13 protein-coding genes are annotated in these 23,590 nt (G+C 33.2%); 11 read left to right on the top strand and 2 right to left on the bottom strand.

Translation table 11 applies throughout. The annotated features are described in order from the left end of the window. The first annotated feature begins 126 nt into the window (after positions 1-126). From ACZ098_RS09770 to ACZ098_RS09720, 11 genes are all read left to right on the top strand, one after another. The gene (locus ACZ098_RS09770) at positions 127-3,135 is read left to right on the top strand and encodes a SusC/RagA family TonB-linked outer membrane protein (protein WP_487311577.1); all 3,009 of its coding nucleotides are present in this window, start codon (positions 127-129) and stop codon (positions 3,133-3,135) included. A gap of 11 nt (positions 3,136-3,146) precedes the next feature. Next, positions 3,147-4,658 (top strand): RagB/SusD family nutrient uptake outer membrane protein, encoded by a 1,512-nt coding sequence (locus tag ACZ098_RS09765; RefSeq protein WP_487311576.1) that lies wholly within the window; start codon positions 3,147-3,149, stop codon positions 4,656-4,658. 140 nt (positions 4,659-4,798) lie between these two features. After that, positions 4,799-8,116, top strand: a complete 3,318-nt coding sequence (locus ACZ098_RS09760) for a VCBS repeat-containing protein (protein ID WP_487311575.1) — start codon at positions 4,799-4,801, stop codon at positions 8,114-8,116. Continuing rightward, positions 8,109-11,369, top strand: coding sequence for a VCBS repeat-containing protein (locus ACZ098_RS09755; protein WP_487311574.1), 3,261 nt, complete (start codon positions 8,109-8,111; stop codon positions 11,367-11,369). Before ACZ098_RS09760 ends, ACZ098_RS09755 begins: the two co-directional genes overlap by 8 nt. Before the next feature lie 23 nt (positions 11,370-11,392). Further along, positions 11,393-12,721 (top strand): vanadium-dependent haloperoxidase, encoded by a 1,329-nt coding sequence (locus tag ACZ098_RS09750; RefSeq protein WP_487311573.1) that lies wholly within the window; start codon positions 11,393-11,395, stop codon positions 12,719-12,721. Positions 12,722-12,724: 3 nt separating this feature from the next. Then, positions 12,725-13,630: a GyrI-like domain-containing protein gene (locus ACZ098_RS09745; protein ID WP_487311572.1), complete on the top strand. Its 906-nt coding sequence runs from the start codon at positions 12,725-12,727 to the stop codon at positions 13,628-13,630. A 261-nt stretch (positions 13,631-13,891) separates the two neighbouring features. Beyond that, positions 13,892-15,415, top strand: coding sequence for an MFS transporter (locus ACZ098_RS09740; RefSeq protein WP_487311571.1), 1,524 nt, complete (start codon positions 13,892-13,894; stop codon positions 15,413-15,415). Then, a complete protein-coding gene (locus tag ACZ098_RS09735) occupies positions 15,408-16,607 on the top strand; it encodes a glucosidase family protein (protein ID WP_487311570.1) in 1,200 nt (399 codons plus the stop codon). Before ACZ098_RS09740 ends, ACZ098_RS09735 begins: the two co-directional genes overlap by 8 nt. 1 nt (position 16,608) lies before the next feature. Beyond that, a complete protein-coding gene (locus ACZ098_RS09730; RefSeq protein WP_487311569.1) occupies positions 16,609-17,538 on the top strand; it encodes a carbohydrate kinase family protein in 930 nt (309 codons plus the stop codon). Between the two features lie 26 nt (positions 17,539-17,564). Then, entirely contained in the window at positions 17,565-18,809 is a 1,245-nt protein-coding gene (locus ACZ098_RS09725; RefSeq protein WP_487311568.1) for an MFS transporter, read from the top strand. Next, positions 18,790-20,649 carry a trehalase family glycosidase gene (locus ACZ098_RS09720; protein WP_487311567.1) on the top strand — a complete coding sequence of 620 codons (1,860 nt, stop codon included), beginning with the start codon at positions 18,790-18,792 and terminating at the stop codon, positions 20,647-20,649. The genes ACZ098_RS09725 and ACZ098_RS09720 overlap by 20 nt, the downstream gene beginning before the upstream one ends. A gap of 286 nt (positions 20,650-20,935) precedes the next feature. On the opposite strand, the gene ACZ098_RS09715 is transcribed toward ACZ098_RS09720, so the two are convergent. Next, positions 20,936-21,997, bottom strand: coding sequence for an IPT/TIG domain-containing protein (locus ACZ098_RS09715; RefSeq protein WP_487311566.1), 1,062 nt, complete (start codon positions 21,995-21,997; stop codon positions 20,936-20,938). An 11-nt stretch (positions 21,998-22,008) separates the two neighbouring features. Then, positions 22,009-23,589, bottom strand: a complete 1,581-nt coding sequence (locus tag ACZ098_RS09710) for a RagB/SusD family nutrient uptake outer membrane protein (protein WP_487311565.1) — start codon at positions 23,587-23,589, stop codon at positions 22,009-22,011. Position 23,590 lies beyond the last annotated feature (1 nt).

Here is a 23,590-nt window from a genome sequence, read left to right as displayed (position 1 = left end):
TCATATCGAAAACGTTTTCGCTTCAGCTACAACGTTTTCGTTAACGATTTCTTAAAGTTATCATAAATTTTAAATTAAATTTGGTAATAATATACAACCAATTATTAACTAACTTAATCATTACGTATGAAAAACAGTCTACTCAAAGGCTTATTTGTAATTGCTACTCTGATTTTTACGGGTTTCGCTCACTCGCAAACAGTTTCAGGTAGAGTATCTGACAGCGGCGGCACTCTTCCAGGTGTAACCGTTCTTGTTAAAGGATCGACAACAAGTACACTTACCGATCTAGATGGAAATTACACCATCAAGGTTGCCGATCAAAAATCAATCCTTGTATTTAGCTACATCGGTTTTAAAACTGAAGAGGTAAGTGTTGGAGGAAAAACATCTATTAATGTAACAATGAAACCAGACCAAGAAGAACTTAAAGAAGTTATTGTTATTGGGTACGGTTCGGTTAAAAAGAAAGATGCGACTGGAGCTGTTGATGCCATTAACTCTAAAAACTTTGACAATGTATCGGCTACCTCTCCAGCTGATTTATTAAGAGGTAAGGTTGCCGGTGTACAAGTTACATCTGCAAGTGGTGAACCAGGAGCTGGAGCATCTATACGTATTAGAGGAAATTCATCTATCCGTTCTGGAAATGGTCCATTAATTGTTATTGATGGTGTTCCATTAGATGGAGGAGATGTATCCGCTGGAGGAAATGATATCGGATTAGGATCATCCTCTGCAAGAAACCCTTTAAACTTCGTAAATCAGAATGATATTGAAAGCATGACCATTCTTAAAGATGCTTCTTCAACTGCAATTTATGGATCTCGTGGAGCAAATGGTGTAATCATCATTACAACTAAAAAAGGAAAATCAAAAGAACCACAATTAAACTACTCAACATCTGCACAGTTCAGCAGTTTAGCTACTGATTTTGATGTAATGTCAGCAAATCAATTTGTTGCTAATGGCGGAACTGATAATGGTTCTAGAGCTTACAACTGGAAAGATGCAGTTTTGCAAAATGGACTTACAGTAAATCACGATTTATCGTACTCTAAATCTACTGAAAATTCAAGCACAAGACTTTCACTAGGTGCTTCTAACACAGAAGGTATTGTAAAAAATACGGGTATTGATAAATATACTTTAAACTTTACAAATTCTAGTGACTTTTTCAACAACCATTTAAAAGTTGAAACTCGAGCAATTTATGCTGGAATTAAAGATAAGTCAACGTTAATATCTAACAATGCTGGATTTATAGGAAACCTTATTGGTGCGGCATTATATTGGAATCCAACAAACCCAATATATGATGATTCTCCTGACGGATATTTTAATCCTGGATATAACAATCCTGCTGGAGCTTATGGAAGTGATACTTATTTGAATCCAGTACAACTATTGGATGCTTATAAAGATTACACCAATACAAACAAATTATTAGCAAGTATCAAAACTACACTTAAAATTTCTGATAACTTAAACTATCAATTTTTATTTGGTGTTGAAACTTCTAATTCGGTAAGAAAAAATCAGTTGTTGCCTTCTATTAGAATTCAAAACGTAGCACAAGCAACAGATCCAGCGACAAATACGACAAAATACGGAACTGCTGCTATTATCAATCAAACTAAATTTAGTAGAACTTTCGAGCATACTTTAAATTACAACAAAACGTTTAATGATAATTTCGTTTTTGATGCAGTTGCAGGTTTTTCTTACTATGACTATAATTTAGACAGTTCAATTACTACTGCAGAAGGATTTAATCCAGATCAAACGAACTTGATTGATAACATTGAAGGAGGTTTGCAAAATGAATACAGAGCATTTTCTGGTAGAGAAAGAAACGAATTACAATCTTATTTTGGTAGAGTTAACTTAACTGCTTATAAAGATTTCTTAATCACGGCAACGTTACGTTCTGACGGTTCAACTAAACTTGGAAAAAACAACAAATACGATTATTTCCCATCTGTAGGATTAGGATATAAAATTGTTGAAAATAAGGATGGCTACGTTAATTCATTAAAAGTTCGTGGTTCATATGGTATTACAGGAAACCAAGAATTTGCTGCTAACTCAGCTTTAGATAAAGCTAGTTATGCTCTAAATGGTGCTGGTGTTACTAATACAAATGCAAATGCTGATTTGAGATGGGAAACTACAAAATCAACTGGATTAGGTGTAGATTTCACATTGTTAAAAAATAGACTTTCTGGAAGTTTAGACTATTTCCGTAGAGATACTAAAGATTTAATTTTCCCAGTTCCTGCTGCAGCAACACAAGAAGGTCCACCTGCACCGAGATTTGTTAATTTACCAGGTAATTTAATTAATAAAGGATATGAGTTATCTTTAAATTATAAAATTTTTGACAAAGAAAACTTTACGTGGGACATTTCTGCTAACGCTTCATTCCTTGAAAATAAAATGACAAACTTTGGTGGATTTATCTCTGCAGGAGCATTGAATGGACAAGGTTTAACTAACGCTTATGCCCAAGTTGTTACAAATAATCAACCAATTTACAGCTATTATTTATATGAGTGGAGAGGTTATGACGCAGATGGAGCATCAATCTATGCTGATGCAGCAGGTAATGATTCTGGACTTGGTTTAGCTTCAAAAAAATTAGTTGGGAAACAAGCATTACCAAAAACAAACGTAGGTTTTACAACATCAGCAACTTATAAAAACTTTGATGCGGCTGTATCATTTTATGGTGCTTTTGGACACTACTTATATAATAATACGGCCAATGCTTATTTCTTTAAAGGTGCTTTTGCTGGAGGTAGAAACGTTCCTGCTAGTGTAGCAACTTCTACACAATCTCAAGCAGACCCTAACTCACCATCAACTAAATATTTAGAGAAAGGTGATTTCTTAAGAATGGGTAACATCACATTTGGATATAACTTTAAAGCTGCATTTTTAGAAAAAGCTAAAATAAAATCAGCAAGAATATATGTAAATGGTCAAAACTTATTATTATTCACTAAATACTCTGGATTCGATCCTGAAGTAAATACTGATAAAACTCTAAATGGAGTGCCTTCTGCAGGTATCGATTATTTATCATACCCAAGATCTAAAGCGTATTCTATTGGACTTAATTTAACGTTTTAAAAAAAAAGAAAATGAAAAGAAAAATTTTATTTAGAAGTATGTTCTTTGCTAGCGCATTACTTTTAAGTGTTAGCTGTACTAATCTTGATGAAGAAATTCTTGACGGATACAATCAAGATACAGGCTCAGGCGGTGAAGTAAATACCGCAGCACAATTACAATCTGCTTACGAAGGTCTTAGAGACTTTCAAAACCAAGGTACTATGTTTGCCATGGGTGAAATGTCTACTGATGCCTTAGTTGGACCTACAAGAGGTGGTGACTGGGATGATAATGGTTCATGGAGACAATTACACACACATACTTGGTCACCAGATCATATTGAGGTTTTAAATTCATGGAATTCTCTTTTATCAAATTCGTACAAATGTAAACTAGTAATAGAGAATAGTTCTGATGCATCAGAGATTCTACAAGCACGTTTTTTAAGAGCTTTTTATCAGTTTAATGTTATGGATCTTTACGGTCAAGTTCCTTACAGACCAGCTGGTTCTAAATTAACAGATGATCCATTAGTGTATACAAGAAGTGAAGCGTTTGATTTAGTAGTTTCAGAATTGGAAGCAGTTCTAAGTTCATTACCTGTTAGAACACTTTCGCAACCAGAAGTTGCAAACCAAGATGCAGCACACTTTTTGTTAGCTAAACTTTATTTGAATAAAGCAGTATACAAATCAGACAATCCTGCTGGTCCATTTACATTTGATGCTGCTGACATGACAAAAGTGGTACAACACGTTGATGCCATGACCAATTCATTAACAGCTAATTACTGGGAAAATTTCTCTCCAGCTAATAATACTACTGAAATGGTTTTTACATCTAAAAACGTAGTTGGTACAGGTGGTAACATGCAATCTCGTTGGAGAATGGGTGCGCATTACAACCAAACGCCAAGTGGATGGAATGGATTTGCTACTGTAGCAGAATACTACAACCGTTTTAATGCTAATGACGCAAGAGCTAAATATTCTACACCTGGAATCATAAACACAATTGGTAACCCAGTTGGTTTCCAAGTAGGTCAAGTCTTTGCTCCAGGAGGAACAACACCATTGCAAGATAGAAATGGAGCTCCTCTAGTTTTTACACCACAATTAACCTTAATCACTAGCGGTGCAACTTTAGAAACTGCAGGTATCCGTGCATTGAAATACATTCCAGATGCTGCAAACATTGATGCGCCAGGAAATGACTATGTATTAATGAGATATTCTGATGCTTTATTGATGAAAGTTGAAGCAATCTTAAGAGGTGGTTCTGGAAGTGCTGGAACAATTCTTGCCGATATTGCAGCAAGAGCTGGTGTAGCCGCAGCACCTAATACTTTAGATGGCGTTTACGCTGAAAGAGGAAGAGAATTATGGTGGGAAGGTTGGAGAAGAAACGACATGATTCGTTTTGGAACTTTCTTAAATTCAAGAGAATTAAAACCTTATGATTCAAATAGCAAGTATGCTTTGTATCCAATTCCTGCGGATGCTTTGTTCAATGCTAACCTAAAACAAAACCCTGGTTACTAAAATATTTTGTTTAAATTTAGTTTGAGTTTTTTTTAAAAGAGGGTGTAAAAACCCTCTTTATTTTTGTCCAAATTTCTAGAATAATTACTATTTTTATTCTAAATTGTGCTGTTTTATTAATCTACTTCTTATAACTAATTATGCTTTATCGAATACTTACGTTATCATTCCTTTATCTACTATTTACAGGTTGTTCTGATGAAAATACTTCTAATAAAAATAGCTTATTTGCAAAATTAGAATCATCCGAAACTGGAATCGATTTTATAAATGAAGTGAAAAACGAAGAAGATATGAACATCTTCAAATACCGTAATTTTTATAACGGTGGTGGTGTTGCTATCGGTGACATTAACAACGATGGTTTGTCTGACGTATATTTTACTTCAAATCAAGGTAAAAACAAATTGTATTTAAATAAAGGAAACTTTAAATTTGAAGATATTTCAGTTAAAGCTGGTGTTCAAGGAACTAAATCTTGGTCAACTGGCGTGGTAATGGTTGACATAAATGGAGATGGATTATTAGATATTTACGTTTGTAATGCTGGAAATTCAACAGATGAAAGAAGAAAAAGTGAACTGTTTATTAATAATGGTAATCTAACATTTTCTGAAAAAGCAGAAGAATATAATTTAGCAGATACTGGAATTACAACACACGCCGCTTTTTTTGATTATGATAAAGATGGTGATTTAGATTGTTATATTCTTAACAACAGTTTCATTCCAGTGAGTAGTTTAAACTACTCGAACAAAAGAGAGTTACGCGATAAAGATTGGGATGTCAACCCAATTCTAAAAGGTGGTGGCGATAAGTTGTTGCGAAATGACAATGGTAAATTCATTGATGTAAGTGAAAAATCAGGAATTTATGGAAGTCTCATTGGTTTTGGTTTAGGTGTAACTGTTGGTGATGTAAACGGAGATTTATATCCAGACATTTATATTTCGAATGATTTCTACGAACGTGATTATCTGTACATCAACAATAAAAATGGAACTTTTTCTGAACAAATTCAAAATTGGACTTCACACATAAGTCAATCTGCAATGGGCGCAGACATGGCGGATATTAATAATGATGGCAAAGCCGATATTTTTGTAACTGATATGTTACCTGAACCAGATCAAAGATTAAAAACCACAACTAGTTTTGACAATTACGACTTATTCACTAGAAAACTAAGTTTGGATTTTTTTAATCAATACATGCAAAATACGCTTCAAGTGAATACTGGAGACAATCATTTTAATGAAGTTGCCAATTATGCAGGTGTATCCAAAACCGATTGGAGTTGGGGTGCATTGCTGTTTGATATGGATAATGATGGTTATAAAGACATATATGTTTGCAACGGAATTTACCATGACTTAACCAACCAAGACTTTGTTGATTTTTTTGCCAATGACGTCATGCAAAAAATGGCTATCACCGGCAAAAAAGATGATATGGAAAACATCATCAACAAAATGCCAAGTACGCCAGTTTCTAATTACGCCTTTAAAAATAATTCCAACTTAACCTTTTCTAATGAAGCGCAAAACTGGGGATTAGGAACTCCTAGCTTTTCAAATGGTGCAGCATATGCTGATTTAGACAATGATGGCGATTTGGATTTAATTGTCAACAACGTTAATATGCAAGCGTTTGTATATCAAAATAAATCTGAAAAAAACAAAAACAATCATTTTGTAAAAGTCAAACTTAAAGGTGAAGGCAAAAATAAATTTGCAGTTGGAAGCGTCGTAGAACTGTTTTCAAATAAAGAGATAATTCGTCAAGAATTAATTCCAACACGTGGTTTTCAATCTTCTATTGATTATACCATGACTTTTGGAATTGGAACAAAAAAAATAGATTCACTTCATGTAATTTGGCCTAATGGCAAGTTTCAAACAGTTAAAAAAGTGGTTGCAAATTCAATCATAAATCTCAACATTACAGACGCAAAATTGAATTATGTTCCCAAATCTGAAAAACAAAAAATACTATTCTCAGAAGTTACAAACACCCTATTAACTCATAAAGAAAATGATTATATCGATTTTGATTACGAAGGTCTAATTGGTAAGATGCTTTCACAAGAAGGACCAGCACTTGCTTTGGCAGACGTAAATGGTGATGGAAATGAAGATGTTTACATTGGTGGTGCCAAAGGAACATCAGGAAAAATATACTTTAATAATGGAAAAAACAATTTCTCAACTTCTTCACAATCGGCGTTAGAAAGCGATGCAATTTTTGAAGATACTGCAGCAAGTTTCTTTGACGTAGATCAAGATGGTGACCAAGATTTACTCGTTGGAACTGGTGGTAATGAAAAAGCCGACAATGCAAATTATAAAAATCGCTTGTACTTAAATAACGGTAAAGGAATATTTTCTAAAAGCACGTTCAATCTTCCTACAACCAACAGTAATGTGTCTGTAATTGCTCCTTATGATTTTGATGCTGATGGAGATATTGATGTATTTATCGGAAGTAGAAGTGTTCCTGGAGTTTATGGAATTACGCCTAAACAATTATTGTTAGAAAATGATGGCAAAGGAAATTTCGCAAATATCACCGAGAAAAAAGCCTTTAAATTAAATGAAGTTGGTATGATTACCGATGCAATTTGGGAAGACATTGACAACGACAATAAAAAAGATTTAATAATTGTGGGCGACTGGATGGCTCCTATCCTATTCAAAAATACTGGACGCAGATTAGCTGAATTTAAAAATAACCTTGTTGATGAAAAAGGATTTTGGAATGCCGTTGCTTGTGTGGACCTAAATAACGACGGAAAAAAAGATTTAATTTTTGGAAATAAAGGAACCAATACTTCTTACAAATGTTCTAAAACAAATCCAATGAAACTGTTTGTAAATGATTTTGATAACAACGGAACTATTGAGCAAATTAGCACACAAACAATCGATTCCAGAGATATTCCGATTCACTTAAAACAAGAATTGGCAAAGCAAATTCCATCTATTAAAAAGAAAAACATCAACTATTCTGAATACGCCAAAAAATCATTTCAAGAATTATTTGATGCTGATGTTATTTCAAATTCCATTCAGCGAACTGCCACTATCCAAGAAAGTGTAATTGCAATAAACAACGGAAACGGACAATTTCAAATTAAAGCACTTCCTAAAGAAGTTCAGTTTTCTAGTGTCAATGCTATTTGTACTTTAGACATCAATAAAGATGGCATTCTAGACCTAATTCTCGGTGGTAATCAATATGAATTTAAACCACAATTTGGACGTTTGGACTCAAGTTACGGTAGTGTTCTTCTTGGTAATAAAAATGGAAATTACACTTGGATTACAAACAATCAATCTGGCATTTCAATTAAAGGAGAAGTAAAAGGAATTAAAGTTATTAAAACAAAAAATAATGCATCTACAATAATTGCTGTTGTAAATGATAACAAACCAAAAATATTCAAGCGAAATGACTAATTTTTTTAAGACAGCAATACTACTTTTACTTCTTACAAGTTGTTCTAAGAAAGAAGACAAATTGTTTGAAAAATTGACTTCTGACAAAACCAATATAACTTTTAATAACAAGTTAGACGAGTCCAAAAACATTTCTATTCTTGATTATTTATATTATTACAATGGTGGTGGCGTTTCACTCGGAGATGTTAATAATGATGGTTTAGTTGATATTTATTTTACCTCAAATCAAAGGAAAAATAAATTATACCTGAACAAAGGCAATAATAAATTTGAAGATATTTCCGCAAAAGCTGGCGTTGAAGGACAATCCGATTGGAATACAGGAACAATTATGGCCGACGTAAATGGCGATGGATATTTGGATATTTATGTTTGTGCTGTAGTTGGCATCAATGGATTTGAAGGACACAATGAACTTTTTATCAATAATAAAAATAACACTTTTACCGAAAGTGCAGCCGAATATGGTTTAGATTTAGACAATTACAGTTCATCAGCTGCTTTTTTTGATTACGATTTGGATGGCGATTTAGATATGTACTTGCTAAATCATGCCGTTCACTCCGAATCATCATTTGGAAATGCCGACATTCGCAACAAAAGAAGTTATGAATGTGGCGATAAATTGTTCCAGAATGACAACGGAAAATTTACTGATATTAGCGAAAAAGCAGGGATTTTTGGTGGCGCAAATGGGTATGGATTAGGAATTGCAGTTTCCGACTTTAATTTAGACGGTTACCCTGATGTATATATTTGTAACGATTTTCACGAAGACGATTATTACTATTTAAACAACGGAGATGGCACGTTTACTGAAAGTTTAAAAAACCATTTCGGACACACAAGCAGATTCTCAATGGGTGTTGATGTTGCCGATGTAAATCATGATGCCTATCCTGATATTATGACATTGGACATGCTTCCACAAGATGAAAAAGTTCTGAAATCCTCTCTTGGTGATGATAATGTACAAATGTTGAAAATGAGAACCGAAAAACTAGGCTATCATTATCAATATACAAGAAACATGCTTCAACTAAATCAAGGTGGAAATCAGTTTACAGAAACGGCTTTACTTAGTGGTGTTGCCGCTACCGATTGGAGTTGGAGCACACTTTTTGCCGATTATGACCAAGATGGAGAACAAGATATTTTTGTGTCAAACGGAATTCCGAAACGTCCAAATGATTTGGATTATGTAAAGTATTACTCTAATGACGAAGTAAAAACTAAAATTAATTCAACCAAATTATTAGATAAAGAAGCCTTAAAAAGAATGCCTAAAGGAAACGTAAGCAATTATATTTTCCAAGGCTCCAATGATTTAAACTTTAAAAACAAATCACAAGATTGGATCGATAACGATTCGATTATTTCAAATGGAACTGGCTATGCCGACATCGATAATGATGGCGATTTGGATATTATTTCTAATAACTTAAATAGTGAAGCCTCTATCTATTGCAATCAAACTAATGCAAAAGCCAACTATTTAAAACTAAAATTGAAATTCACTGGCAAAAATACATTTGGAATAGGAACAAAAGTACTATCCTATTCTAAAGGCAAAATGCAGTATAAAGAATTACAAACTACACGAGGTTTTCAGTCTTCTTCCGAACCGATTATTCACTTTGGCTTTAAAAAAGAGTCAAAAATTGATTCGCTTGTAGTAATTTGGCCTGATAAAACCTACCAAACATTAAAAAATGTAAAAACCAATCAAATGCTCGAAATTAAAGCAAATTCATCCAGAAAAAGCTTTAATTACAGTAGATTGCATCCAGCATTACAACCACTATTTAAGAAATCCGAATCCAATTTAGGTATCAATTTCACCCATCAAGAGAATGATTATATTGATTTTGTTTATCAAAAATTAATCCCTTACCAACGTTCAGATCGCGGACCAGCAACAGCAATTGGCGATTTAAATGGCGACGGAAAATCCGATATTTACTTTGGTGGTTCAAAAGATTTTGCATCCGAAATTTACCTACAAACTTCCAATGGATTCTCGAAAAAAACACATCCTGAACTAGAAGAAGATGCCGTTTTTGAAGATGCTTCTGCCCTAATTGCCGATTTAAATAATGACAAAATAAATGATTTATTTGTAGCTTCTGGTGGCGGACAAAACGCAGCCGATTTACAATCTAGATATTATCAAGGGAGTAACAATCAATTAACTAAAACCGACTTACCAGCGATTACTCAAAATGCTTCAGTTGTAAAGGCATTTGATTATGATAAAGATGGTGATGTAGATATTTTTGTTGGAAATAATTCACGAAACAATCGATTTGGAAGCCCATCAGATTGCTACCTTTTGAATAATAACAAAGGTAAATTTACATTGGTGCAAAACAAGACTTTTTCTGAAATTGGAATGGTTCAAGATGCCGTATTTTCCGATTTTAATAATGATGGATCAACAGATTTGATTGTGGTTGGAGAATGGATGAAACCAACTTTTTTTGCCAATGTAAAAGGAACGTTTTCAAATGTAACAGCAACTGTCAATCCAGAAAACACAAATGGTTTGTGGCAATCTATACTACCATTTGATATTGATGGCGATGGCGATTTAGATTACTTAGTCGGAAATTGGGGATTGAATTCGAAGTTCAAAGCATCGGCAGAATTTCCAATGAAAATGTATTTTGACGACTTTGATACCAACGGTTCTTTTGAAACCATTGTTACCGTAGAAAAAGAAGGCAAATATTACACCACCATGGGATTGGATGAACTAGCAGAACAATTTAGTGGCTTGGTAAAAAAGAAATTTCATGCCTACAAAGATTTTGCAGGAAAAACAGTTGAAGAAGTATTTGATGCTTCAGCTCTTAAAAAAGCAAAGTTATATCAAGTACACAATTTGAAATCGGGCTATTTAAAAAATAATAAAGGAACATTTACATTTATTCCTTTCCGAAATGAGTTGCAAGTGGCACCAATAACTGCATTTGTAAAATCTAATTTTGATTCAGACAAGCAACAAGAAGTTTTTGCTGCAGGAAATTATTTTGGAGTTTCGCCGTACCACAGTCGTTTTGATGGATTTTCTGGCGCATTAATTAAAAATGAAAAATCCATAACTTTAGGAAATAAATTAGGAATTGACTTAACAGGAAAAGCTGTTAAACATCTTGATATTATTAATTTAAATGGAAAAGACTATCTGTTGGTAACTAGTAACAACAAAAAAGCTGAAGTCTACGAATTGACAAAAAATAAAAAATAATTAAAAATTGAAATATTAAGAATATGATGAGAATTAAATTCATAACATTATTTTCATTGCTATGCATAGCATCTTCTTGCAAAAAAGAAGAAGCTATTGTAGTCACACCAGAAGAATACAGTGCATCGATTGAAAATGTAACGCAAATATTAATACACGATATTTTTTCACCACCAGTTGCCAGTAGAATATACACGTATCCTAACATTGCTGCCTATGAAGTAATTGCGCAGAATAGTACTACGTATAATTCATTACAAAATCAACTACACGGTTTAGATTCTATTCCGGTTTTAGATTCCAAAAGTGGCGTGAATAAAAATGTTGCCGCATTGGTTGCACACATGGAAGTTAGCAAGGCCTTAGTTTTCTCGGAAGAAATGGTAGAAAAATTTAGAGATAGTATGTATGCCAAATGGCAGAATGAAAATAGTAAAGAATTTGAACTATCTAAAGAATACGGTTTAAAAGTAGCAGAACGAGTTAAAAAATGGATGGGAAAAGACAATTACAAACAAACCCGAACGATGCCTAAATATTCGGTTTATGCCAGTAAAGTTGAAAGATGGCAACCTACTCCACCAGCTTACATGGATGCTGTTGAACCGCATTGGGGAAAAATACGAACAATGGTTTTAGATTCTGCTTCACAGTTCAAACCTGTGCCAGCACTACCCTATTCTACCGAAAAAAATTCACCATTTTTTAAAGAAGTACAAGAAGTTTATGACATCAGTAAAATGATGATACAAAAAGGAGATCAATCGGAAGAAATAAAGATGGCGCAATTTTGGGATTGCAACCCTTATGTAACGGTAAACCAAGGACACATGATGTTTGCCAAAAAGAAAATTACACCAGGTGGTCATTGGATGGGAATAACCAAAATTGCTGCTCAAAAAAGTAAAGCAGATTTCGAGAAAACAGTTTATGCCAACACAGCCACTTCTTTGGCACTTTTCGAAGCATTTATTAGTTGTTGGGATGAAAAATTTAGAAGCAACGTGGTACGACCAGAAACTGTAATTAATCAAAACATTGATGAAAACTGGAAACCGCTACTACAAACTCCTCCATTTCCAGAATATACTAGCGGGCATTCGGTGGCATCTACAAGTGCTGCAACAGTACTTACATCAGTTTTTGGAGACAATTTTTCATATGCTGATACCACCGAGTTACCTTACGGACTTCCTAAAAGAGAATTCAAATCATTCAATTTGGCCTCTAAAGAAGCTGCTTTAAGCAGATTGTATGGCGGAATTCACTATCGAGCAGCTATTGAAAACGGTATTGTTCAAGGCAGAAACGTTGGCGAATATATTGTGAAAAAAGTAAAATTTTTAAAATAAGAAATGAATAAAAAATATACAATTGGGATTATTACCCTGATCTTAGCTTTTTTGACTTGGTATTTATTCATCAAAAAAAATGATTACACCATTAATTTTAAAATTAAAACTTCAACTGGAACCTTATTCCAAGGAGTAAAAGAATGGGCCAATAATCGAAAAAAGAGTACTAATGAAAATTATCAAATCCTAGCTGAAAACAATTTTGAACAATTAACACAAAAGCTACAAACTGGAGATAAAACTACCATTTACGATTGGACATTTTTGCCTGTAAACGATTCGGTTACACAAGTTAGCGTAGCTATCAATCAAGAAGGATCACGCATTTATAATCGATTAACGGTTCCATTTTTTCCTACCGAATTCAAACAAGATCAAATTGAAAAAATAAAAGATTTTAAGGAAGGTTTGGAACATCATCTTAAAAATTTTAAAATTAAAATTGACGGAATTCAAGCTTCAGAAGAAACGGCTATTGCATTCATAAAGCTAAAAAGTAGTTTGCAAGAAAAAGCGCAAACCATGATTATGAACGACTCGAAACTTACTGCATTCTTAAAAAATAATTCGATCAAAATTGTTGGAAAACCCTACGTAGAAGTAGAAAAATGGGATTTAGAAAAAGAACAACTACAGTTCAACTATTGTTTTCCTATAGACAAAACAACAATTCCAATAAAGGATTCGATAGTGAATTTTAAGATTCTAAAATCGGTAAAAGGAATTCAAGCAACCTACTATGGCAACTATAGAACTTCAGACAAAGCTTGGTTTCAAATTTTAGATTACGCTAAAAAAAGAAATATTAAATTACAACTCAATCCCGTAGAACATTATTTTGCCAATCCCTATAATGGTGGAAATGAATTGGATTGGGAAACAAAAATTGTAATGCCAATTCAATAATTTTTTTTACTTTTTTTTGCATTATTAATTTAAAATCACACAAACGATAACGTTTTCGGTACTTTCGAGAACGTTTTTTTATGGTTTTTTTTTAGGTTGAAGTAAATAAATATATATTTGAGGTATATGTAAATGAGTACTTAACCAACCAATTTATTTACTTATAAAGTTAGATTTAGAGTTTATAGTTAGATTAGAAAAAGATAGTTTCCATTTCTTTTGATTTGGGAACTATTTTAATTAAGAGAAGAATCAATAATTATGAGTAAAAAAATAAGTTTAAGTTTTTGGCAAATAATAAACATGAATGTAGGATTCTTCGGGATTCAATACAGTTTCGGTTTACAACAAAGTGCCGTAAACCCAATATATGATTTCCTTGGCGCAAGCCCTGACGAATTGCCGTTATTAAATCTTGCTGGACCTTTAACCGGATTGTTAATTCAACCTATAATTGGCGCATTGAGCGACAAAACATGGTCGCCAAAATTTGGTGGAAGAAGAAAACCTTATTTTTTTATTGGTGCCTTAATTTGTAGTATTGCCTTATTCCTTTTTCCATTCAGCAGTTCGTTGTGGATGGCCGCTGGATTACTTTGGATATTAGACGCTGGAAACAATACTGCAATGGAACCTTATCGTGCTTTCATTGCCGATAAACTGGACGAATCTCAACAGCCACTTGGATTTCAAGCACAAAGTTTTTTTACAGGATTTGGGCAAACACTCGCCAATGTTTCACTATTTATTTTTCCATTAATTTTTATTGGCACTACTGGTAAATTACCAACATGGGTTTTTGCATCGTTTTTTCTCGGTGCTGTTTGCTCCATAGGTTCGGTATGGTGGAGTTCGTATACCACTAAAGAAATCCCACCAACAGACGAAGAATTACAAAAAATAAAATCCGAAAAATTAAGTGTTTTTACACCTTTTATAGATATTGCCTCTGCAATTAAAGATATGCCTAGAGTTATGTGGATACTGGCTTTAGTATATCTTTTTCAATGGTATGCACTATTTTGTTATTGGCAAAACTCTTCAAAAGTTGTTGCAAAAAACTCTTTCGAATGGAGATTGATGACAGATAAAGAAAATGAAATAAAAAAATCTTATTCAGAATTTAAAGAAACTTTAAATAAAAATGATCTGTATAAATCATCTACTGATTCTATTTCAAAAATAAACAATTCAAATAGTACAAGCAGCTATGCTACTATTTATGCAACTTGGAAAGATAAAATTGATTATCCCAAAAAATTAAGCGAAGAAGAAACAAAAACATTATCTTTCATAGAAGCTAATGATAAAAAATATGAGAAAGCAGTTTCTTGGACTGGCTTAATCAATGGATGGTATAATATTGTTACATTTTTAGTAGCATTTAGTTTAGTTTGGATGGCAATGAAATATAGTGCCAAAATAGTTCATATGAGCTGTTTATTAATTGCTGGATTTGGTTTTATCGCATTTACTTTTATAGAGAATAAATATTTATTTTTCCCAGCGATTACTGGGTTCGGAATTGGTTGGGCGAGTATGATGGGAATTCCGTATTTGATGGTTGTATCTGACATTCCAAAAGAACGTTATGGTGTTTATATGGGAATTATTAATATGATGATTGTCATTCCAATGTTTATCCAAACGATTACATTTGGATATATCATGAAGCACTTTTTTAATAACGATTCCAATAAGGCAATACTATTTGCTGGAATACTTCTATTAATTAGTGCCGTATGTACCTTATTTATAAAAACTAAAAAGTCAGTTAGTGAATAATTTAGCCTACCAAAAAGCAATTCAATTGTTGCATAATGTAGCTTCGCCAAATGGTTTTTTGGCAAGTGCAGAAAATACTTCCAATTATAAAAGAGTTTGGGCACGTGATGGAGTCATTTGTGGTTTATCCGCACTGGCATCGGGTGATGAACTACTCATTGAAACGTTTAAAAAAACTTTAGAAACATTAGCTAATAGTCAACACGAAGTTGGAACCATACCTTCAAACGTTTTAATTTCAGAAGATAAAACAGACATTAGTTATGGAGGCTTAGCAGGTCGCGTTGATGCTGTTACTTGGTTTATCATCGGTATTTGTCAATATGCTTTTCACAAAAATGATGTTGATTTTGTTGCACAATATGATGTAGAAATAGAGAAATGTCTTGCATTACTAGACACTTGGGAGTTCAACAACAAACATTTATTATATGTACCATTGTCCGGAAACTGGGCAGATGAATACATTACTGATGGTTATACTTTGTACGACCAATTGTTACGAGTTTGGGCTCTAAAAAGCTATAACTATTTTGCAAAACGAAGCGAAATATCCGATAAAATAAAGCATATTTCTGAACAAATTGAAATCAATTTTACGCCTCCAAAAGCATTAACATTTGTAAACGAAATAAGAAGCGAAGTCTATCATGAAAAGGCTTATGAAGTGCTTAATTTTCAGGATTATGCACCATGTTCTTTTTCACCATCCGGATATAAAACGCAATTTGACGGATTTGCAAATTCCTTGTTATTACTTTTAGATATTGGTACTAAAGAATTTCAGAGAAAAGTTGTAACCTATTCGTATTCCTTAGCTTCATCAACAAAACTGGGATTACTACCCGCTTTTTGGCCTCCAATTTTTGAAAATGACGAACATTGGAATTTGTTAAAAAACAATTGTAAATACGAATTTAGAAATTTTCCAAATGAATTTCATAATGGCGGAAGTTGGTCAATGGTGAATGGTTTTTTTGGATTAGCTTTATTGTCTAAATTTGAAAAAGAAAAAGCAGTGACAATTTTGGATAAAATAAATCATGCTAATTCTTTGAATGAATACTCATTTTACGAAAATTTTAATACCGATACACAAGCTCCAAATGGCGTTTCATTATGCGCATGGAGTGCTGCGGCTGCTGTATTAGTTCAACAATCATTACACAATAATTTTAAATTGCTATTATAATTTGAAAAGTATAGACATCATATGCATAGGAGAAGTATTAATTGACTTTATTGGTCATGAGGTAAATACTTCTATTAATAGAACTAAAGATTACCATCGCTTTCTGGGCGGTTCACCAACGAATGTAGCGGTAAATGCCTCAAGATTAGGATTAAAATCAGTACTTGTAGCCTCTTGTGGTCAAGATGGATTGGGCGATTATGTGGTTAGAAAATTAAAAGACAATAATGTTGATACGTCTTTAATTCAAAAATTAGAAACGGTGCCAACCTCTGTAATTTTTGTTTCCAAATCTACTGAAACTCCCGATTTTATTCCGTACCGAGAAGCTGATTGTCAAATATTTGAAAATCAACTACCAGACGAAATTCTAGCTGAAGCCAAAATATACCATACAACTTGCTTTGCATTAAGCAAAAATCCTGCAAGACAAACTATTTTAAACCGAGCTAAAAAAGCAAAAGAGCTTGGTCTTCAACTTAGTATAGACATAAACTTTTCGGAACGAATTTGGCCTAATCGTGAAGAAGCGAAAGCAGTGCTAAAAGAATATTTATCTAACGATCCATTAGTTAAATTGAGTGAAGACGATTGTTATAGATTGTTTGCCGAAGTAAAATCAGAAGATTACATTTTTGAGTATTTTCATAATCTCGGAGCAAGTAGAATCTGTTTGACTAAAGGTAAAAACGGTGTAGTTTTATCGGATAAAAACCATGGATTGTTTTTTCAAAAAGCAGTTTTTATTAACGAAATAAAAGATGCAACAGGAGCTGGAGATGCTTTTTGGACCGGATTTTTGTATGCACAACTCCATGATAAAGGTATTGAAGAAAGTTTAACTATTGCTCAAAAATTGGCGAGTTTAAAATTACAAAATGTGGGAAGACTTCCAGATGGAATTGATTTTCCTGAATATCTAAAAGCATAATTTATCACATCTAATTTGCTTACAACATGAAAAATGCAGCCATAAAATTATCCTTATTTTTCAACTATTTTGTTTTTGCAATATTATTGAATTGTGTTGGAGTTGTAATGCTTCAAATGCAACTTAATTTTGGAGTTTCCAAAAGTAGTGCATCAGTTCTTGAAGGATTTAAAGATTTACCAATTGCAGTTGCCGCATTTATTTTCGCTTCTTTTTTACCAAAAATCGGACTTAAAAAATCAATGCTTTTTGCACTAGCATTAGTAACAATATTAAGCAGTATTATGCCATTTGCAGATGCTTTCTGGTACTTCAAACTTTTGTTTTTTGTAATTGGAGTTTCGTTTGCTTTAATAAAAGTTTCCGTTTTTTCGACTATCGGATTATTAACCAATAACGAAAAAGAACACAGTAGTTTTATGAATTTTCTTGAAGCAATTTTCATGTCAGGAGTAATGCTTGGCGGATTCGTTTTTAGCTATTTTGTAAACGATGCAGATCCAAAATCACGTGAATGGTTGGATATTTATTGGCTAATTGCAAGTTTGTCATTACTTGCTTTATTATTACTATTATTCTCAAAATTAGATGAGAAAGATGCAAAAATTGAAAACACATCTTTAGAAAAAGATTTTAAAGAAATGATTGCAATGATTGTAAAATCACTCATCATTGTTTTTATACTTTCCATCTTTTTTTATGTAATGATAGAACAGAGTTTTTCGACATGGATGCCAACATTTTATAAAGAAATTCTTCGTGCACCAACAAGTATTGCCGTACAAGCGGGATCCATTTTGGCAGGCGCAACATTCCTTGGCAGATTACTTTCGGGATTCGTATTATTACGAGTAAAATGGATTTATTTTCTGTCTTTTTGCTTGCTTGCAATAGCAGCAATTGTAATTATTGTAATGCCATTAGCCAAAAATATTGTTATAGAAAACAACCAAGAAATGACTTGGTTAAATGCACCATTTGTACTGTATTTATTGCCAATTATGGGATTATTTCTAGCACCAATATATCCAACATTAAATTCAACAATTCTTTCTTCTTTACCCAAACATATGCACAGTTCAATGGCAGGATTAATTGTAGTTTTTTCAGCTCTTGGCGGCACAACTGGGTCGATAATTACTGGTCACGTTTTCGAATCATTTGACGGAACTACTGCATTCTATTTTTCGTTAATTCCAATAACATTAATTTTTATCTTAATTTGGATATTGTATAATATGAATAAAAAATATGCCATTACTAAAGCTTAATATCTTCGAAACACTTTCGCAATTGCTCTTGCAAGAAGATACCGATCTGGATAAACGAATTACCATTGACGACAAAGGAATAAAAAAATTTCTGCTTCAGTCCAATGGAAACCAGCTTGTTGTTGAAGGCACTTATTTTTTATCCAATTTATTGCAAGAATTAATTTTGGCTCAAGAAAATAATATCGATTATATTGAAACAGAGAAAATTTTCGAACTTCCTGCCGACAGAATTAACCGAATGATAAAAAATTATTTTTGGGACGAGCTCACTAGAACAATGGATGAAAAAGGTTTAGAGAAAATTCTAACCGATAGTAAATCTAAAACTAATGAGTTTATAATTTACGTTCCAAAAAGTGATGTGTTTGGATATCAATATTATAAAAAAATTGAGGAAAAATACAATTTAAATGTTGAACAACTTCCTGAAAACTGTACTCCTGAATATGTAAGTTCTATAAACGATAAAGGCGGAATTTTAGCTCTTGCTCTTCAAACAGAAAACGGAGCTACAGTTGGTGTTCCATTTGTTGTTCCCGGCGGACGGTTTAACGAAATGTATGGTTGGGATAGTTATTTTGAAAATATTGGTTTGCTTATAGACAACCGACTGGATTTAGCCAAAAGCATGGTTGAAAATTTTGCATACCAAATCACACATTATGGTAAAATACTGAATGCCAATCGTTCATATTACTTAACTAGAACACAACCTCCATTTTATACTAGCATGATTCGAGAAGTATTTGAATCAATGCATACCAAAGATTTAAATTGGTTGAAAACACATCTTGAGATAGCCATAAAAGAATATGAAACCGTATGGATGGTTACTGGCAAACGATTAACAAGCAATGGATTAAACCGATATCATGCTGAAGGAATTGGAATGCCACCTGAAACTGAATCTGGTCATTATGATGAACTTTTAGAACCATTTGCAGCAGCAGAAAACCTATCTATTTCTGAATATGAAAAACTATATTACCTACGAAAAATTGAAAACAAAGAATTAGATTCCTACTTCGTCCACGACCGAAGCGTAAGAGAAAGTGGTCACGATACTAGTTACCGATTAGAAGGTCATTGTGCCGAACTTAATACGGTAGAATTGAATGCGATGCTCTACAAATACGAAACCGATTTTGCTTATCTAATAGCTCATTTTTTCGAGGGAGAATTTGAATATAATAATTTTTTGTATTCAACCGAAATTTGGGAATATAAAGCAAAAAAAAGAAAGCAATTGATGTCGGATTTTCTTTGGAATGAAGAAGAAAATTGTTTTCAAGATTACAATGTAATTAGTGAAAAACAATTTCCGTTTGTATCGGCCACAAGTTTTTTTACGTTATGGGCAAAAACTGCTACCAAAGAACAAGCCGAAAAAATGGTCAACACTATTTTGCCAAAACTAACTTTTGACGGAGGTATTGCTGGTTGCTCAAAGGAAAGTTTAGACAATTTAGGAACAATTAATACACAGCGCCAATGGGATTATCCTAATGGTTGGCCACCTCATCAAATGATTATTTGGCAAGGACTACGCAACTATGGCTATAACGAAAAAGCACAACAATTAATTTATAGATGGCTTTGGATGATCACAAAAAATGCTTGCGATTACAATGGAACTATCCCTGAAAAATTTGATGTTGTGGCAGCGTCACATAAAGTTTTTGCTGAATACGGCAATCAAGGTACCGACTTTGAATACATTACAAGAGAAGGTTTTGGTTGGATGAATGCTTCTTTTCAATTAGGCATGAAACTCTTAGAAAACAATTATAAAAATGAATTGAACCAGCTAACCCACCCAAATGACTTGTTTAAATAAGAAAACAAAATAAGTTGTAATAGTTAAAGAAAAGAACTTCATAATTCGCATCCCTACAATACTAGCTATGAAGTTCTTAAAACCAATCATATTCTTTAACCTATTTGCAAATGTAAACCCAAAAATTAAACTGGATATACGTATTTCTACGTGTTTTTAGATAAATTTTAGAATAAATCAACTTTATTTCCATTTTTACGAGTCATTTTTTAAATAAAAAAGAAACCCTGATTAAAATTAATCAGGGTTTCAACCAAAAATTCTAACCTAAACTCAAATAATAATTTTAATTCAAAACAAATCCAACGTCATCAATGTAAAGTTTGTCACCACTTTGATTGTTGAATTCTTGAAATACTATCTCATTGATTGTTGCTGGAGCTCCGCCTAATTCAGAGAATGGAATAACAAATGTTGTCCATTGATTGGTAAATGCAATTTCTTTTCCTGCTCCATAATTATTATTTAATACTACTTTAAATTTGCCTGTTTCCTTTGTACTTCTAAAAGAAACACGAATTCCACTGTAACCACTAGTAGATGGTGAAGCGCCATACATTGGAAATTTAAAACCGGTATATCCTGTAAAATTTGCTTCTATAGAACTTTCGCCTTGAACTTTCAATTGGTTGTTGGTTACAAATCCGCTTCCATCCCATGGACCCAAATAATTTTCTACAAAACTTGCTGGAGCATCATCATATATTGCAGTTCCAATAGCTTGTGAACTTGTACTTGATCCAGATATAGTAGTAACAGTAACATATTTACGAAATGAGCCTGTAGGAACTACTGCTTGAATTTCTGTTAAGGTACTCGATACAACTGTTGCTGGCGTAGTTCCGATAGTAACTGTAGGATTTAAGAAAAAAGAGCCATAAATAGTGATAACATCGCCATCGTTAGCATTTATCGAATTAAAACTAGTCACCAATGGCGCTGGTGGCGCGACTACAAAACCAAATGTTGCAGTACCATTTAATGTCACGACTTTCAATTCATCTGATGCATTAGCATAAGGAGTATCTCGGTCTATTGTTACAAAAATAGTTTTATCAGTAACCAAAGTTGGATTGAAATACGTATCAGTATCATTGAAATAAATTTTCTGCACTGATGAAAATCCTGAACCTTGTATTACATAAACATTATCAGCATAACCAAGTGTTGTAGGAGTTAGCTCAACAGGATTTCCATCAATGTCAACAGCTGCGCTTACGCTCTCAATTACTGGTTTAGCAGTACCTTGATTTGCGTCCGAATCATCTTTGGAGCAAGAGGTTATTCCTATTATTGATAGTACTACCAATAAAAAGCTCGACAAGAAATTAAATTTAAAATTTTTCATATCTATTATTTTTAATTAAAATTATACGGTACAGGTGCATCCAACAATTTTGGGTTTTTAGCTACGTCATTATCTGGATAAGGTAATAAGAAATCACCTTCTTCTGGAGTATAATATTCGGCAGTTAATCTGTTACCTCTGTTTTGTGCTCCCATAATTGCAATGGCTTGCGCTCTTGGAATTCGACCCAAATCAAACCAATAATCTCCTTCAAAAGCCAACTCTAATCTTCTTTCTTTAAGGATATCTAAAAAAGTGATTACCGTTTTAGGAGCCAATCCTGCTCTAGTTCTAACAGCATTAAAAGAAGTTAACGCACCAGCATCAGATGTACTTGCAGCCGTTCCTAAAGTAGCTTCTGCATGTATCAATAATAAATCTGCGTAGCGCATAATATAGGTTACGTTATCCATCATAGCCCAATTATCTGCTGGACCAGTTACTGTTCCGTTTACTATTCCGATACAATACTTCTTGATCGCTGAACCTGCATTTTGCCCACCTATTTGATCAACTGCTGGAACTGTTAATGAACCACCGCTTGGAGCAACTTTAATATTTGGATAAACATCACCAGGTAACATGATTGATTCTTTTCTTCGAAGATCACCAGGTTCAAAAGCAGCCATTAAATCTTGTGAAGGTGCAAATACTCCACCATAAGATGCGTTTGAAGTGGTTACAGTTGTAGTACTTATACCGAATTGTGTGTTGCAATTATTAGCCGAGCCATAATTTCCATCTCCTTTCCATTGCAATGCAAAAATAGATTCTTCATTGTTATTATTTCCGTAGGTAAACAAATCACCAAATGTTTTAGACGGTAATTGAGCACTACCAAATAATTTGAATTCACCGCTGCTTATTACTTCCTCAGCTAAATTTTTGGCTTCAGTATATTTTTTTTCATATAAATATACTTTAGCTAACATAGCTTTAGCAGAACCTTTAGAAACTCTACCATTCTCCGCATAATTTGAACCTCTATTTTTATCAAATAATCTTTCGGTTGCGGCCAAATAATCCATTTCAATTAAAGTATAAATATCCTCTATTCTATTTGTATTGATTGCTGGAGAACTGGTGTAATCTAAATTATTTTCAATTATTGGTACTGCACCCCAAAGCCTAACTAAATAAAAATAAGCAGTAGCTCTCATAAAATAGGCTTGTCCAATTGTATTTTGAAGTACATCATCATCTACAGCTGGTCCAACTCTTGACGGTAAAAAGTTTATAATGGCATTTGCTTGAGCAATATTTGCCCATAACGAACTCCAACCGTTTACCAACTCAGGATCACTTCCGTTTAATGCGAATGTTCTCATTGCGCTTACATCTGGCGATCCTGTGTACATATTTCCTGAACCAACTTCGGCAACAGCATAAAAGAATTTATTGTTAAACTGGAACCAAGTTCGGCTATACATTCCATTAGTAGCACTAGCAACCTGCTCATTTGTTGCATAATAAGCATCTAATGAAATACCGTCTTCTGGTGGTCTATTGGTAAATTCATCTTGACAAGATGCAAAAAACAGATACACAAAAATAATTGTGCAGAGTTTGTAAAGATTTTTATTATTTCTCATT

Source organism: Flavobacterium sp. SP2 (assembly GCF_057626655.1).
The sequence above is the reverse complement of the archived record's forward strand: the minus strand, read 5'-3'. Positions and strand labels throughout refer to the sequence as shown.